The organism is Agrobacterium sp. V1 (assembly GCF_030518355.1).
In the GTDB taxonomy this organism is placed as follows: domain Bacteria; phylum Pseudomonadota; class Alphaproteobacteria; order Rhizobiales; family Rhizobiaceae; genus Agrobacterium; species Agrobacterium cucumeris.
Window position 1 is genome coordinate 1,312,603 of sequence record NZ_JAULSF010000002.1, and the last position, 15,510, is coordinate 1,328,112.

At 53.8% G+C, this 15,510-nt stretch carries 16 protein-coding genes; 9 read left to right on the forward strand and 7 right to left on the reverse strand.

Translation table 11 applies throughout. The features are described 5' to 3' along the window. Positions 1–22 precede the first annotated feature (22 nt). Complete coding sequence (locus QSV77_RS19890) at positions 23–1,003, reverse strand: NAD-dependent epimerase/dehydratase family protein (RefSeq protein WP_271363851.1); 981 nt, start codon at positions 1,001–1,003, stop codon at positions 23–25. Between the two features lie 282 nt (positions 1,004–1,285). On the opposite strand from QSV77_RS19890, the gene QSV77_RS19895 reads away from it, so the two are divergent. The 5 genes from QSV77_RS19895 to QSV77_RS19915 all read left to right on the forward strand — a co-directional run bounded on the left by QSV77_RS19895 (position 1,286) and on the right by QSV77_RS19915 (position 7,221). Continuing rightward, positions 1,286–2,716 carry a UbiA family prenyltransferase gene (locus tag QSV77_RS19895; RefSeq protein WP_302734796.1) on the forward strand — a complete coding sequence of 477 codons (1,431 nt, stop codon included), beginning with the start codon at positions 1,286–1,288 and terminating at the stop codon, positions 2,714–2,716. After that, on the forward strand, positions 2,713–3,135 hold the full coding sequence (locus tag QSV77_RS19900) for a GtrA family protein (protein WP_302734797.1): 423 nt from the start codon (positions 2,713–2,715) through the stop codon (positions 3,133–3,135). The genes QSV77_RS19895 and QSV77_RS19900 overlap by 4 nt, the downstream gene beginning before the upstream one ends. Continuing rightward, a complete protein-coding gene (locus QSV77_RS19905) occupies positions 3,132–4,457 on the forward strand; it encodes an FAD-binding oxidoreductase (protein ID WP_302734798.1) in 1,326 nt (441 codons plus the stop codon). The genes QSV77_RS19900 and QSV77_RS19905 overlap by 4 nt, the downstream gene beginning before the upstream one ends. After that, the gene (locus tag QSV77_RS19910; RefSeq protein ID WP_271363855.1) at positions 4,454–5,191 is read left to right on the forward strand and encodes an SDR family oxidoreductase; all 738 of its coding nucleotides are present in this window, start codon (positions 4,454–4,456) and stop codon (positions 5,189–5,191) included. Before QSV77_RS19905 ends, QSV77_RS19910 begins: the two co-directional genes overlap by 4 nt. Before the next feature lie 125 nt (positions 5,192–5,316). Next, positions 5,317–7,221: a hypothetical protein gene (locus QSV77_RS19915; protein WP_302734799.1), complete on the forward strand. Its 1,905-nt coding sequence runs from the start codon at positions 5,317–5,319 to the stop codon at positions 7,219–7,221. An 82-nt stretch (positions 7,222–7,303) separates the two neighbouring features. On the opposite strand, the gene QSV77_RS19920 is transcribed toward QSV77_RS19915, so the two are convergent. Together QSV77_RS19920 and QSV77_RS19925 are read right to left on the reverse strand one after the other, a co-directional pair. After that, positions 7,304–8,590: a glycosyltransferase family 1 protein gene (locus QSV77_RS19920; protein ID WP_302734800.1), complete on the reverse strand. Its 1,287-nt coding sequence runs from the start codon at positions 8,588–8,590 to the stop codon at positions 7,304–7,306. A 179-nt stretch (positions 8,591–8,769) separates the two neighbouring features. Further along, a complete protein-coding gene (locus QSV77_RS19925) occupies positions 8,770–9,954 on the reverse strand; it encodes an AGE family epimerase/isomerase (RefSeq protein ID WP_302734801.1) in 1,185 nt (394 codons plus the stop codon). A 151-nt stretch (positions 9,955–10,105) separates the two neighbouring features. Between QSV77_RS19925 and QSV77_RS19930 the strand changes: the two genes are divergently transcribed. Further along, positions 10,106–10,891, forward strand: coding sequence for a 2-keto-4-pentenoate hydratase (locus QSV77_RS19930; protein WP_302734802.1), 786 nt, complete (start codon positions 10,106–10,108; stop codon positions 10,889–10,891). Positions 10,892–10,973: 82 nt separating this feature from the next. On the opposite strand, the gene QSV77_RS19935 is transcribed toward QSV77_RS19930, so the two are convergent. Beyond that, entirely contained in the window at positions 10,974–11,879 is a 906-nt protein-coding gene (locus QSV77_RS19935; RefSeq protein ID WP_302734803.1) for a LysR family transcriptional regulator, read from the reverse strand. A gap of 186 nt (positions 11,880–12,065) precedes the next feature. Here QSV77_RS19935 and QSV77_RS19940 point away from each other — a divergent pair, with 186 nt between their 5' ends. Then, complete coding sequence (locus QSV77_RS19940) at positions 12,066–13,106, forward strand: aldo/keto reductase (protein WP_302735280.1); 1,041 nt, start codon at positions 12,066–12,068, stop codon at positions 13,104–13,106. Positions 13,107–13,199: 93 nt separating this feature from the next. Here the strand turns inward: QSV77_RS19940 and QSV77_RS19945 are convergent, their stop codons facing one another. Next, positions 13,200–13,724 (reverse strand): dihydrofolate reductase family protein, encoded by a 525-nt coding sequence (locus QSV77_RS19945; RefSeq protein WP_302734804.1) that lies wholly within the window; start codon positions 13,722–13,724, stop codon positions 13,200–13,202. 46 nt (positions 13,725–13,770) lie between these two features. Between QSV77_RS19945 and QSV77_RS19950 the strand changes: the two genes are divergently transcribed. Beyond that, entirely contained in the window at positions 13,771–14,340 is a 570-nt protein-coding gene (locus tag QSV77_RS19950) for a TetR/AcrR family transcriptional regulator (protein WP_302734805.1), read from the forward strand. On the opposite strand, the gene QSV77_RS19955 is transcribed toward QSV77_RS19950, so the two are convergent. Both QSV77_RS19955 and QSV77_RS19960 read right to left on the reverse strand, forming a co-directional pair. After that, complete coding sequence (locus QSV77_RS19955; protein WP_302734806.1) at positions 14,337–14,483, reverse strand: hypothetical protein; 147 nt, start codon at positions 14,481–14,483, stop codon at positions 14,337–14,339. The two genes, QSV77_RS19950 and QSV77_RS19955, sit on opposite strands and share 4 nt — an antisense overlap. Next, positions 14,483–14,842 carry a VOC family protein gene (locus tag QSV77_RS19960; protein ID WP_302734807.1) on the reverse strand — a complete coding sequence of 120 codons (360 nt, stop codon included), beginning with the start codon at positions 14,840–14,842 and terminating at the stop codon, positions 14,483–14,485. The genes QSV77_RS19955 and QSV77_RS19960 overlap by 1 nt, the downstream gene beginning before the upstream one ends. A gap of 171 nt (positions 14,843–15,013) precedes the next feature. Here QSV77_RS19960 and QSV77_RS19965 point away from each other — a divergent pair, with 171 nt between their 5' ends. After that, complete coding sequence (locus QSV77_RS19965; protein WP_302734808.1) at positions 15,014–15,502, forward strand: GNAT family N-acetyltransferase; 489 nt, start codon at positions 15,014–15,016, stop codon at positions 15,500–15,502. Positions 15,503–15,510: the final 8 nt, after the last annotated feature.

Here is a 15,510-nt window from a genome sequence, read left to right on the forward strand (position 1 = left end):
CTACAGATCGGGCCACTGGCCGTCACTTGTTTTTTCCACGTGCAAGCTCGGCCTGACGAGCAATCCAGGGATAGGTACGGGCTAGCCCCTGCTCCAGCGTGAGACTTGGCTCCCATCCCAGTTTTTCTCGAATAAGGTCATTGTGGGAGTTACGACCACGTACACCTTGCGGGCCTGGAATATTGTGAATTTCGAGATCCTTGCCAGCCACTCGCATGGTGATCTTGGCAAGTTCGTTGATAGAAACCATCTCTTCAGAACCAATATTCACCGGTCCAGCAAAGGTTTCACAACGAGTCAGCCGTAGAGTGGCCTCGAGGCATTCATCGACAAAGAGAAATGACCGCGTCTGCAGACCATCGCCCCAGATTTCGATCGCTCCACCAGCTTCGGCCTCCGCAACTTTACGGCAAAGTGCTGCCGGCGCCTTCTCTCGCCCACCAACCCAAGATCCCTCCGGGCCAAAGATGTTATGATAACGCGCAACACGGCATTCCATTCCGTGATTGCGATTATAAGCAAGATAAAGACGTTCGGAAAACAGCTTTTCCCAGCCATATTCGCTGTCCGGATTTGCCGGATAAGCACTGTCTTCCCGCGTTACGGGAGCACTCGGGTCAGTCTGGTTATGCTCGGGATACATACAGGCTGAAGAACTGTAAAATACCCGCTTTATATTGCGGCGGTAGCAGGCATCCAGAACGTTGAGATTGATGGTAGCCGAATTGTGCATGATATCGGCGTCATTCTCACCGGTAAAAATATATCCTGCACCACCCATATCGGCGGCGAGCTGATATACCTCATCGAACCTGCGATCAATTACTGCTCGACAGTTAGCCTGCTCCCGCAAGTCTGCGATAACGAAATCGTCAGCCTCAGTTGCAGCGTATTCTGGGAACTTGAGGTCTACGCCTCTCACCCAAAAACCTTCACGTTTCAGGCGCTTGACCAGATGTGCGCCAATAAATCCACCTGCTCCGCAGACGAGTGCCGTTTTCATGTGTCTCTTCCCAACAAGAAAAATCCGCAATTATGCGCCCGCAGCAGCTATCAGATAATGTTGGAAGTTTTCAATAGGTTTCGAATTATTTCCGATCTTTTCAGAATGTTTCTGCGCCAAGCGGCCATCAATCGATTGCGTGACCCAGCCCTATACGTTAAGACGCCCTAAAATGGATAGCGAGGATCCCTCACATCGGCGATGGAATAACCGCCCGATAGCATCCTTTCCCTATCCGGGCTCCACCACAACAAAAACGCATGACGAAAGAGCGATGAACCGTTGAATTTCGATACCCGAAAAATGCTGGTCGTTGACTTGGATGGAACCCTTCTCCGCACCGACATGCTGTACGAAAATTTCTGGTCGGCCTTCAGCTCGAATTGGCGTTGTATTTTCAGCGCAATTTCGGCATTGCCACATGGTCGTGCTCACTTGAAACACCACCTCGCCTGCGCGGCAACCGTAGATGCTAGCGTGCTTCCTTATAATGATATGGTACTGGCTTATATCGAGGAATGGAGAAAAGCCGGTGGTCGTGCCGTCCTCGTTACAGCCACTGATCAGCAAGTCGCACAAGCAATAGCGGATCACCTCGGTATCTTTGATGAGGTACACGGCTCTGACGGCACACGAAATCTGAAAGGTGCAACGAAAGCCGCCTTTTTGGAAGAGCGCTTCGGCGAAAGTGGCTTTTTTTACATGGGGGACACCGCGGCCGATTTACCCGTGTGGGAACGTGCGGAAAAAGCAATCACAGTCGATGCGCCAAGAAAAGTACGCGCGAAAGTCGACGTACTTTGCGACATCGCGGAACATCTTCAGAGCGAAAAAGATTCTATAAAACCATATATCAAGGCACTCAGGCCTCACCAATGGTTAAAGAATCTCCTCGTATTCGTACCTATGCTTGCCGCACATCAGATAGATGGACGAACTATACTGTCGTCGATAGCGGCATTTGTATGCTTCAGCCTGATAGCCTCAGGCGTATACATCTTGAACGATCTGCTCGACCTTTCTGCAGATAGAGCGCATCCTCGAAAACGAGAACGACCGTTTGCCGCCGGCACCGTTCCAATCGCACATGGCACCCTAATGGCGGGAACGCTTGTAGGTCTCGGTTCTTTTTTCGCACTTTTTATAAGCTGGAAATTTCTGGTAGTCATGATCGGCTACTATCTGTTGACGACCGCTTATTCGCTCTATCTGAAGCGATTGATTATTATTGATATCTGTATGCTCGCCGCACTTTATACGATAAGGATTTTTGCCGGTTCCGTAGCGACGTCAATTGACATATCAATCTGGCTGCTGGCTTTCTCTGTTTTCTTTTTCTTGTCGCTGGCAGCCATCAAAAGGCAGGCCGAGCTAATAGACAGCGCAGAGCGGGGCGATCTGAAGCCGAGCGGCAGGGGTTATCATGTCGATGACTTGCCTATAATTTCAATGATCGCGATCGCTGCCGGGTACGTCTCCGTGCTCGTGATGACGCTTTATGTCAATTCGCCTGCAGTAATGGAGCTTTATGCGTGTCCGGAGGCGCTTTGGGGTGTCTGCGCTATTCTCCTTTATTGGATCACTCGTGCTGTTATGATCGCACACCGAGGCTTGATGCATGACGATCCAGTCGTATACGCGGCTAAAGATGGCACCAGTCAAATATGTGCATTGATAATCTTGGCCTTCACACTGGGTAGTGCATTATTATGACACTAGGTACGCTGACTTTCCGGTATGCGATATTCGCCGTCGTAGCGACTTTTGCAAATCTGGCAACGCAACGGATTGTTCTTCAGACTGGAAGCACCGGTATCCACCTTATTGCGGCCATGGCATTGGGAACGCTCGTAGGTCTCGTTATAAAATATACACTCGACAAGCGATGGATTTTCTATGACCAAGATATGGGAGTGAAAAACAACACCCGAAAATTCACGCTGTACACAATAATGGGCATTCTAACCACTCTGATATTCTGGGGAACCGAAACGACGTTTTGGCAAATCTGGCAAACCGATCTTATGCGGGAAATCGGCGCCATTATCGGGTTGTCGATAGGATATGTCGTTAAATACAATCTCGACAAGAGGTTTGTCTTTAACGATAAACGCAGAGAGCTCGCGTTATGAACATATCAGGCTGGGGTCGATACCCTTCGATAGACACCCAACTTTATTTTCCGCGCGATGTGGAAACACTGCGCAATTTGGTGAACTCCAAACATAGCCTGATAGCTCGCGGCAATGGCCGTGCGTATGGCGATAGTGCGATTAATCCATTCAGCACTATTTCGATGAAATATTTCAATCACATGCTCTCTTTCCAAACGCAGACAGGTCAGCTTGTCGCTGAGGCTGGGGTACTGTTGGGCGACGTCATCAAGGCATTTCTACCTAGGGGTTGGTTCCCCATGGTCACACCAGGAACGAAATTCGTTACTCTCGGTGGCATGATTGCTGCGGATATCCATGGTAAAAACCACCACAAAGAGGGCAGTTTTAGAACATGTGTCGACTGGATAGATGTCCTGGACTTCAAAGGCGAGACTATCCGATGCTCCCACGAGACGAATACTAATCTTTTCGAACACACATTGGGCGGCATGGGTCTTACCGGGATCATTCTACGTGCGGCGTTCCGCCTCAAACGTGTCGAGACTTCGTGGATCCGGCAAACAACTGTCCCCGCTCCGAACCTGCAGACGGCGATTGAAGTCTTCGAAAAATACAAAGATGCAACTTACTCAGTCGCTTGGATCGATTGCCTCGGACGTGGAAAGGACTTAGGGCGTTCTCTAATCATGTTAGGCGAACATGCCTCGATATCCGACCTCCCAGCGAAATATGCCAACAAACCATTTGCGCAGCCGGACAAACGTGAAGTCAGATTACCCATCACTTTGCCATCCGGTATCTTGAATCGAATAACCGTAAGCCTGTTCAACAAGCTGTATTACGAAAAGGGGGCAAGAAAAACTGGAGAGCATCTCGTTGATTGCGATTCATATTTCTACCCATTAGATGCGATACTGGGCTGGAACAGGATATATGGTCGGAGTGGGTTTGCTCAATTTCAATGTGTGCTGCCTCTTGATCGTTCAGAAAAAGGAATTACGGCCCTGCTCGAGGCCATCTCACTATCTGGAGCAGGCTCTTTTCTGGCTGTTCTTAAAAGACTTGGTCCCCAGGACAGCAAATTTTCCTTTCCCATGGAAGGCTACACTCTTGCGCTCGATTTCCCAATCTCGAGGAAAACCCTTCGTCTGCTGAAGCATCTGGATGAAATTGCAGTCGAGAATGGCGGGCGCTTCTACTTGGCGAAAGACAGCCGTATGTCCGCCCGCACGCTACGTGCCTCAGACGCCCGCGTAGAAAAATTCATAAATAACCGGGACGAAAATGGCTGGAAAAGCCGCTTTATTTCGTCTCAGGCAGAAAGGCTATCAATATGACGAAACCGGCTGTCCTTATTATTGGAGCTCGGTCGGACATTGGCAACGCTGTAGCCCATACATTTGCCGCAGGGGGATACGCTATCCAACTGGCAGCGCGAAATGCCGAAGGTCTCAACATCGAGAAAAGTGATATCGAGCTCCGTTATGGTATCGAGGTGACACTGCATGAATTTGATGCACTCTCGATCGAAACACATGAAGAATTCCTGAGCAACCTTCCCCGTTTACCCGAAATTGCAATATCCACCATCGGGTTGATGGGACGTCAGGAGGAAAGCGAACGCGATCCTATTGCCGCAAGCCAGGTCATGCGCAGTAATTATGAAGGCCCGGCAAGTATCCTGGCCCTTCTCGCCAATCGCTTTGAACAACGGGCCTCGGGTACGCTTGTCGGGATCAGTTCCGTTGCTGGTGAGCGCGGCCGCGCGACTAATTACGTCTACGGTTCCGCCAAAGCTGCTTTCACAGCGTTTCTTTCCGGCCTACGCAACCGCCTCGCCAAGCGTGGCGTCCATGTGGTTACAGTTTTACCGGGGTTTGTAGCAACCAAAATGACAGAGGGGATGGATTTACCGGCAGCACTGACAGCCGACCCAAAAGAGGTTGCGGTTGCGATTGAGCGCGCAGTTCTACGCAAGAGAAACATCGTTTACGTACGTCCCGTCTGGCAGCTGATCATGCTGATCATTAGAAATATTCCGGAGCGTTTCTTTAAAATGATGAAAATATAAAGATTGTATATTCGTCCGTTTCTGCGTGAAGAAGCATACCTGATCGGGATCACACCGATACCGGTGCAGTACTTGTATGGTAATTTAAGAGATCGTCGCAGGAACGGCGACGGAGAAGCAACAAAATGGGAATGATTTGCCAAACACCTGAACCGACAGCGCCAACAGTCGCACCAATGAAGGAATGCATAGCCGCACTTCTCTCCTTTGTTGTACCATTTCTAGCCGGTTTCAGCTTTGTCATGAACCATTTCTATGTGTCGGGTGGCTATCTGCACGATAGCGGCTGGTTTGCGGCACTGATGTGGCGCCCACAGGATTTTTACCTCACCAATCCAGCTGTTCTCGACAACAATCTTTTTTATAGCACACATTTGTCGCCAATTCTTTACGCGATTGGCCTGCTGAGCTTTTTCTGGCCATGGGGGCCGATAACGTGGTTTGCCAGCTTCCAGGGCGTAGTTCTCGGTGGCAGCGGTTTAATGGCGTGGATTGCCCTGCGCAGAATATCTTATTTTGCAGAAAGACCGATTTGGCATTCCCTCCTGGCGTTGGCTTTTGCTTTCAACGGCCTGGCCATGTTTATCTTGGCATACCCCCATATCGAAGCGTTGGGCACGTTAATGGTCTGCGCCTGCCTTGCCGCCTTTTTTAGCGGCAATTGGCGGATGGCTGCATTGTTTTTAATGTTAGCACTTTCGGTTCGTGAGGATATGGGCTTCCATATCGTTGCGCCGCTCGGGCTCTTATGGGTATGGACCATGTGGATTAACCGTCGTGCGACAGCTGGTCGCAATATCCTGATGCTGCTACTGCCGGCCTTCTGCCTGTCTCTGGCAGCCGTGCTGATCCGAAGTTCGCTATTTACAGCTGATGGTGCCTTTACCCGCATCTACACTGGTGTGCCACCCTATGCACACCTCACGTGGTCACTGATCCAGGAGCGGCTCGCCATCTTGTTCTCGGAGCGGCTCTACCTCGTGCTGCCCGCCGCCGTTGCTTTGCTGGCGACGATCGTATGGCGCAATCCGATACCTTTTTTCGGTTTCCTGGCTTATATTCCATGGTCACTTCTCAACTTCACTGCCTTCAGCGACGCTGCGGGCCGAATGGACGTCTATTACCCCTTTCCCTTTCAGATCGCGATCTTCTGGTTTCTGTGGTGGAGCGCAGCACCGCACATATCACATCTTAAGAAAACAGATACGCTTCAACGTCTGAAAAGTATAAATATACTAATTCCAATATTTATGATCGCCGGTATTTCCATGACTTTCCCCTGGATTTCCCTACTACCGGCCTGGAACAGCAACGTGGTAAGAGACACTGACAAGGCAGCAGACAATATCGAGAAAAACCGCCATCTCTTTGGGCGCATGAAGGCTGACCCGGCACTGCTTTCGCTGCGTCCACGCGCCTTTCTGCAAGAAGACGATCTCGATAATCCAAATGGTGATAACGGCCCAACCGAAACATTGGTTTGGCATAAGAACAGTATCAGCCTTGCCAAGGTACGCCAGCAATTGGCGAACTTTGAGGCCGAGTCGCTTTATCGAATTGCCGGCACTCCATTCTATCTGGCCTCACATCTACCGCGTGCGCAACTGGAAAATGCCGGTCTCGCCTTACAGCCAGTTATGGACAGTAACCTGCTGCCGCAGATGAAAACACGATACGGTCAAGTGAATACCTCCATTCTCGATCTGGCCGGTACTGGCGGGAAACACAAGCTCTATGGCCCCGACATAGTGTTGCCGCCGGGCAAATACCGCGTTGACATAGACGCACGAATTTTCGACGAGCGTGCGGACGAAGCCACAATTGAAGTGTACAATACGGCAACCGGTCCAGCTATATCCACGAGTCTGCAACGCGGGTTAAACGGAAAACCCGCCACGACCAGCCTCGAATTCACTATAGGACAGCAGGACCTTGGCAACTGGGAATTTCGCATAGCCGGCAATAAGCTGCACGGCATCCGTATTACCGGCGTCCGGCTCCATTCAACAGGTCAAGACGACAGAAGCTAACCTGGGCAGCTGAGATTTTCCTCCTGAGTAGCAAAGCGTTGGGAAAACCTCGTGCACGTCAACCGCAGCGTCCATAGTCTTTTCAGCGTTCAGCATCTTTAAGTTTGCCAAGCACAGATAAAAGCAAATCCGTTGATCTCACCCAATTGAACTGGCGCCGAAGTTCGCTGGCTACTCGACTTCTAATGTTCGTATCAGGTGGGAAATTGGCCAATTGATGCATAGCATTCGCCCAATCCTGAGGTTTATCCGGGTCACAAAAAATCACCATGTCGGGCAGCAATTCTGTCATGGCAGGTCTCGTGCTGCATATGCAGGGAACTTCAAGCATCAACGCCTCTAACGGAGGCAAACCAAAGCCTTCATATAGACTGGGGAAAAGTAATCCCCTGGATCTTTTTAATACTCTCGCCAACTGCCCGTCTGTCAGGCGACCGACTGGATGTATCTTTCCCGCGCTACTGGAGGTCAACTCCGCAGAAAACCCTTTTGGTGATTTTCCAACAACGACCAAATGATAATCATCTGCGTTGCTGTAGCCCATCGCCTTGATCACGACGTCGATATTCTTATGGTAATCGTTGGAACCTATACAGACGAAATAAGGAGCGTCGGGTGTGAGCAAATCCACACTTTTGTCTTCCTCCCAGTCCAGAACATCGACACCATTATAAACGACGTGAATCTTTTCCTTCGGGATATCAATAATCCTCGAGATATCGTCCGAACTGCTTTCACTAACGGTTACAATAAGGTCGGCGTTCCTGATTGTATGAATGTATCTCTGCTTCCATTCGCCGACAGTTGATTTGTGGAATATGTCCTCAAACAGCAAAGGAATAACGTCGTGCACCATAACAACAGAGCGAGGAGGCAGCTCTGAGGGACACCAATGAACAGAAGGGAAAAAATGAATAGGCTTTTCGCAGGCTGATCCAACCGTGAGAGTCGCGAGCGCCTCTCGCCTTATTAGTTCCTTCAATATCTCACGAGCAACTCTGCCAACACCTCGCCTGTCAACTAAAGTTCCGGTACTATATTGGATGTTGAGACCCTGAACATATAAGGGAAAATATTCGGGACAATCGAAAGATTCCCGCGACTTCGAGACCGTTCCCTGTTTTGAAAACCGCTTCCGTAACGCTCTTCGTATCAGACGCTCAGGATTAAGCGAACGGAGTGTCGCGCGGAAGCTACCTCTATCATTTTTCACTTTTCCATCGCCAACCCGATCTCCATTCAATTGTGTTGACATGACATCATTTGCAACACGATTGACCACCTCCTGAGCATATTTTGAAGCTAACAGGGAGTTGAGTTCTTTAGCAATTTTTAGCTCATCTTCGTGGCTCAGCAGATCAACGGCCATTACGTGCCTTTCGAAAGAGTGACCATAGTTTGATGCCCCACCTTGTCTTTTTAACTGGCTGACAGAGCAAAAGCACTATCCCATTTTAAACATAGGAATAAAAAAGCTTAAAAATGAAACGAGCCAATTTAGAAAACAGTTCCTGCTATTCCTCCTTGGCGATTGGTATCATTTTCAATTCATCCACTAACCGCCAGCACCACCTCGGCCTCATAGATGGCGCAGACGATGTGGTAGAAGGTGCTTGCCGGTGCCGGCTCGTCCAGCATCGGCCTGTCGGCCGGCCATTTGTCGAACCACAATCCCTTGACCGGCGTATCAAGGAAGGGTTGCAGCGCGCCGATGGCCCTGAGGCCCGAGGCGAGGTAACGCTGCCGTTCCTCGCCGGAGGTGACGCTGGCAAGGCGCACGGCCGCCTTCAGCCATTCCGTCTGCGGCCACAGCCGCGCCAACCCGTCATGCACCGAAAAATCATCGTAGAGGCTCATCACCGCCACCTTGCGGCGTGGGCAGATGCCATGTTCTTCGCCGATCTCGAACAGGCGTTTGGCCTTCTCGATCGCCTCACCATTGTTGCGCAGGCAGCCCCAGCGCACCAGAAGCCAGGCCCATTCGAACTGGTGGCCCGGCTCCATGATCCGGCCCTTGTCGCTCTTATGCGGTGTCCAGTCATGCTCGAAGAACTCCCGCAAGCCACCATTGCCGCCATCGATGAAGCGGGTGAGCGCCAGATCGGCGATCTCGTCGGCCAGCGCCGACCATGGGCCTTCCGGGTCCTGCACCTCCCAGGCCAGCATCGCCTCGAACAGATGCATGTGCGGGTTGGAACAGAGCGGCGTGCGCGGCGGGTTTTCCTCCTCGAAACCGGCGACGGGGTGTTTGTAGTCGCGCTTGAGGATGGCAAGAATATCCAGCGCCCGGCCGCGCATCTCGTCCTTGCGCTCGGGCAGGCTCGCAGCGGTCTGGGCGGCGGCGAAAAGTGCAAAGGCCTGATTGTAGAGATCGAAGGACGGATCGATCAGTTTGCCGGTCTGGTCGGCGAGGTTGCCATAAAGACCGTTATCGAGACGATAGACCTTTTCGAACCAGCTGAGGCCATGCAGGAGCGCGTCTTTCCATGGCCCCTGCCAGCCGTGCTGGCCGGCGGCGGCGAAACAATAGGCCTGACGCGGCTGCACCCGGGCGCGGCGATCATCGGAAAAAACCGGTTTGGCATCCTGGCCGAGGCGCTCGTAAAAGCCGCCATCCGGGCGGGCCGAACCCGCCTCCCACCACAGCGGCAGGGCATCCTCATCCAGCCATTTCCATAATGTTCCGATCTCTTCGGCAAGCGCCTGGGCGGCACTCGGAAATTGTACTGTCATCAGTTAACTCTCTACTCTATAGCGTATTTGGAGGTTCCATACGCCAAGAAAGCTTGAAAACAAAGACATCAACTGACATTTCGATGCAGTATCTACCACCATGCAAATCATGACTACTTTTGCGACATAAGCGGCGGGGACATATACCGGTATGAGAACAATTGAAAAGCTGGCCCAGCGCTTCGTTAAAGCGAGCAAGCAAGGCACAAGAATTCCTCTGGCGACGCTGGAGGCCGATGGCGTCCTTCCCGACAATTTCGAAAAAGCAATGGCGGTTCAGCGCGCTTTCGTCGAAGCATCAGAAAAAACCATTGCGGGTTGGAAACTGGCGATCCGCCCGGATGGTGAGGCGGTTGGCGCACCGATACTGGATTGTTTCCGGGTCGAAAACAACAATATCGCCTCTTTTCCGGAAGCGGGAACTGAAGGCATCGAGGTGGAGATCTGCTTCACCCTTTCCTCCGATATACCAGCCCGCGGCACGGTGCCGTTCACCAGAGGCGACCTCATGCGGCACATCGGCAAGGTCCATCTGGGGGTTGAACTTCTTCGCTACCGGCTGGCTGAGAAAAATCAGGTGCCCTTTCCGTTGTTTCTGGCCGACCGCCTTGCCAACCACGGCTTCGTCGTCGGTCCGGAAATAGATACCGGCGTTCTGGAGGTCTTTGCCGGAAACGAAACAGACCTGCCGCAACTAACTGTGACGGAAGGTTCGGTACAGCTGTTCGATGCCACGGTAAAACACCCGAATGGTGATCCGCTTGCGCCGCTGGTCGCCTTTGCGAACGCGGCATTCAACAAAGGCGACATGCTTAAAGCAGGCAATGTCATAACAACGGGCAGTCTCTGCGGTGTGATACCAAGCACACTTGCCCAAGAGATACACATAACGCTGAAATCGGTCGGTGCTTTCACCTTGTCCGGTCCGAAACCATAGGCGCACCACCATCCGGATGTCCGGTTTCCTGTGGCCGCCTGCGGTCTTCATCTCGGTCGCGCTTTCCGATATCGCCGGATGATCACTTCACCCGCCCATATTCGCCCAGAAAATCGAGCAGCGCCCGAATACGCGAGGGAAGTGGTCCGCGCTGGCCGACATAGACCGCATGAAACATCTCCATCTCACCCGTATCAAAATCATCGAGGACCGATATCAGCCGGCCGGCGGCGATGTCCTCCCGAACGGTGAAAACCGCAAGACGAACCAGGCCGACACCGGCAAGAGCGAGGCGGCGAAGTCCCTCGCCATCGCTGACCTGTACGCGCCCCGTTGCAGGGATGATGACGGTCTTGCCGTCGGCTCGCAACGGCCACCCATCGACTGACCGGGCATAGCCAAATCCGAGACGATTGTGGTCCTCGAGATCGGCGATGGTCTGCGGCACGCCGCAGCGCTCCAGATAATCCGGCGCGGCAGCGATGACCATCCTTGTCTCACCGAGTTTTCTAGCAACGAGGCTTGAGCTTTTCAGTGGCCCGGCGCGAATGGCGATGTCCATGCGCTCGGCAAGAAGATCAACCACCAGATCCGTCTGGACAATGTCGAGTGTGACGCCCGGATGAAGCGCCAGAAACCGTGGCAGGAGCGGCGCAAGAATATGCGTGGCATAAGAAGCGCTGGTGTTGATCCGAACGCGGCCAACAGGCTGTTCGCCCTCCCCCGCGGCGCGTTCTGCCTCTTCGAGATCGGCAAGGATGCGCGTGGCACGCTCATAAAAAGCACAACCCTCCGGCGTTATCTGCAGCTGCCGGGTGGAGCGGTTTAGCAGCCGCGCCCCGAGCCGCGTTTCCAGCCGTGCGATCAGCTTGCTCACCGCCGAAGGCGTCATGTTTGCCGCCGCCGCCGCTCGGGAAAAACCTCCGAGCTCGACAACCCGCACGAAGATCTCCATCTCCCCTGCCCGGTTGATCTCAAGTCGCGCCATGATGACTTCATCTCACAAGTGATATTATTTTCGGCATTCTATTTCATTGAAGGGTGAGCGTCTATCTTCAGACAGCGATTGAAACACACCGCAATCCTCGTCTGCCAGATCACGGCGGGATGGGCAGAGCATGGGGCCATCAGGCGCCTCGCCCGCAACCATGTCGCAGCAACAAAGGAACACCCCATGGAATATCGCTATCTCGGCAAATCCGGCCTGAAAGTGCCGGTCTTGAGTTTCGGTACAGGAACCTTTGGCGGTTCCGGGCCACTCTTCAGCAACTGGGGCAATCAGGACGCTCGAGAAGCTCGCCGCATGGTCGACATTTGCCTGGAGGCCGGCGTCAATCTGTTCGACACGGCCGATGTCTATTCCAACGGCGCATCGGAGGAGGTGCTGGGCGAAGCGATTAAGGGAAGGCGCGACAGCGTTCTGATTTCAACCAAGACCAGCCTGCCGATGGGCGAAGGGCCGAATGACGCCGGTTCCTCCCGCTTCCGGCTGATACGCGCAGTGGAAGACGCGCTACGGCGGCTCCAGACCGACCATATCGATATTCTCCAGCTCCACGCCTTCGATGCTTTCACACCGGTGGAGGAGGTGCTGTCGACACTCGATACGCTCGTCCGGTCCGGAAAGGTTAGATATACGGGCGTCTCGAATTTTTCGGGCTGGCAGATCATGAAATCGCTGGCGGTCGCCGATCGATATGGCTGGCCGCGTTACGTGGTCAATCAGGTCTATTATTCCCTTGTTGGCCGGGACTATGAATGGGACCTGATGCCGCTAGGCGCGGATCAGGGCCTTGGCGCCATGGTCTGGAGCCCGCTTGGCTGGGGCCGATTGACCGGAAAAATCCGCCGCGGCACACCGCTGCCAGAAGGTAGCCGCCTGCATGAGACAGCGAGCTTCGGTCCGCCGGTGGATGATGAACATCTCTACCGCGTAATCGATGCGCTCGACGCTGTCGCGGCAGAAACCGGCAGGACGGTACCGCAGATCGCTCTCAACTGGCTGCTCAGGAAACCCACAGTTTCCACAGTGATCATTGGCGCACGCAATGAGGAACAGCTTCGCCAGAACCTCGATGCCGTGGGATGGGAGCTGACATCAGCACAGGTGGCGCGGCTGGACGAGGCCAGCGAGACAGCCGCACCCTATCCGCATTTCCCGTATCAGCGGCAGGAGGGCTTTGCCCGGCTCAGTCCGACGACAGTCAGCGGTTAGACTTTTAAAGGCTGGCGGATTGGGGCGCTGTGCGTAGCTCCAGCCGCCGGAAACCGAGGGAATGCCGCCAGCCGTGCAGCCGGAACCTCGCGATCAAAAGCGGTAATGCAATCGCACACAGCCTTTCTCAATCGGCTTGGCGCTGAGCAGGCGAGGACTTGCGCGATAGCCGGTGAGAGGAAAGAGGGGCTGGCCCGAGCCAAGTATCTCGGGGATAACGTAAATCTCGATCTCATCCAGCGCACCACGCTCCATAAAGGCCATCTGCAACCGGCCGCCGCCCAGCATCCAGACATCGCCGTCCTCGAGCGCGCGTAATTCCGCGATCAGCGCATCGACGTCGGCGTAGATTTCCAGCGGTCCTTTCGGTCGTTCAATCGGGCGCGACGTGACAACGATGACACGCTGGTCTCCATAGGCCCACGGTGAATCCTCGCCGGCGATAAAGTCATAAGTCGCCCGTCCCATGACCACGGTCCTGATCCCCTTCAGGAACAGTCGGTAATCATGCTCGCCGAGGTCCATGTCGTCATATTTGAAGAGCCAGTCGAGGGAGCCGTCTCCCGAGACGATCAAGCCATCCAAACTCGTCGCGATGTATCCACGAATGACAGCCATATTGTTCTCCTTGATTTATAAATGAATATACGTTTATATATAGACGATGCCTAGACACAAGCTGATTTCCGATGAGAAGGCGCTGGATGCGCTGCTGCCCCTCATGTTGCAAACCGGACCAGATGGTATGACCTTTGCCGCAGCCGCAAAGGCCTGCGGCCTGTCCGCCGCAACGCTGGTGCAGCGATACGGCAAACGCGAAGACCTTGTGGAGGCCGTACTTCTGCGCGCATGGGACAGGTTGCAGGCCGAAACGGACGCGGCCGACGCCGAGGAACCGCTGAACCCTGAAGGCGCCATCTCCCTGCTCTTGCGGCTCATGCCCAGCGATGCCGCAGAACAGAATGCAAGTGATGGATTGCTGCTGCTGAGAGAAGATATTCGCAATCCATCCTTGCGAGCGCGGGGAGCACTTTGGGGCAAAACACTTGCCCGTGCGCTCGGACGCCGGATCACGGCCGACGACAGAAACGCCGAAAGGCTTGGCTGGCAGATGGCGGCCGTCTGGCAAGGGGCCCACACCTGGTGGGCGTTCACCCGTGGTGAGGATGCGGGCTCGGCCATCCGGAAAGCACTGGGGGAATGGGTTGAGATGGTGAAGCGGGCAGAGCGCTAGTCAGAAATCGCGCTGTTCTGGATTTTTGCGGGCTCTGCGCCGAAGGCACGTATTTCAGCGCGCCACAACATTTTCAACGAGATGATTGTTTTCTCGCCTCCACAATTGCCCCAAACCCCGGGCAGCGACAGATAAATCGCCATCAGGTCGCCTCAGGCTCCCATAATTCCACTGGGTTGCCTTCCGGATCATGTATCCGGGCAAAACGGCCGACTTCCGAATCCCACTCCGCCCGGGTCTCTACCTTGACACCCTCTGCGGTGAGCTTCGCGATAAGACCATCGAGATCATCGACCCGGAAATTGATCATCCACTGTTGTTCATCACGGCCGAAATAATCGCTATCCCTAGCGAAAGGCCCGAAGATGGTCATTCCGGCCTCCTGCTGCCATACGGATATGTGCAGATTGTCTATGCCGAGATGTTTCTGATACCATTCGGCGAGGCCGGCGGGATCCCCGGCCCTGAAGAAAACGCCACCAATTCCAACGGCTCTCGCCATGAATTTCTCCCGCTTCGCAAGAATGGAGGCGATGATGTGCACCACCGCCCAAAATATCAAGCAGAACCAACGTCAACACCAGCCCGAAGTTGTAACGGCTGGAGAGCGGCAGGCGGCGATGATATCGATCGCTTACGATAGATATAGACATACCCACCCCGGAGAGATGAGATGCTGACGCTTAGAGCGGCATCGTTTGCGGAAGCAGACGCGCTGACAGAACTTTGTCTGCGATCGAAGGCCGTGTGGGGTTATGATGAGGAATTCCTGCGTGCCTGTCGTTTAGAGCTGACAATCACCCCCCGGAAAATGCGCGAGTCATTTTTTCAGGTCGCGATTGCCGAAGGGGAGCTCGCGGGCGTCGCCCAGCTATCCCTTAAAGAAAGCAGCGCCGCCGAACTCGAAGCTCTTTTCGTCGAACCGAGGTTGCAGGGGCTGGGCACAGGGCGAGCTCTCTTCCAGTGGGCGATTTCGATCTGCCGGGATCATGCCAGGCGGACCCTTCTCATCGAATCCGATCCCGGTGCTGCCTCGTTCTATAAGCGCATGGGTGCCAAAGAGACGGGCGTGGTTCCCTCAGGATCGATCCCGGGAAGGATGATACCGAGGTTTGAGTTTGACGTGCCAGACGTGAGTGAACACGCCATCCCCTCCCGATGAAAAAAACC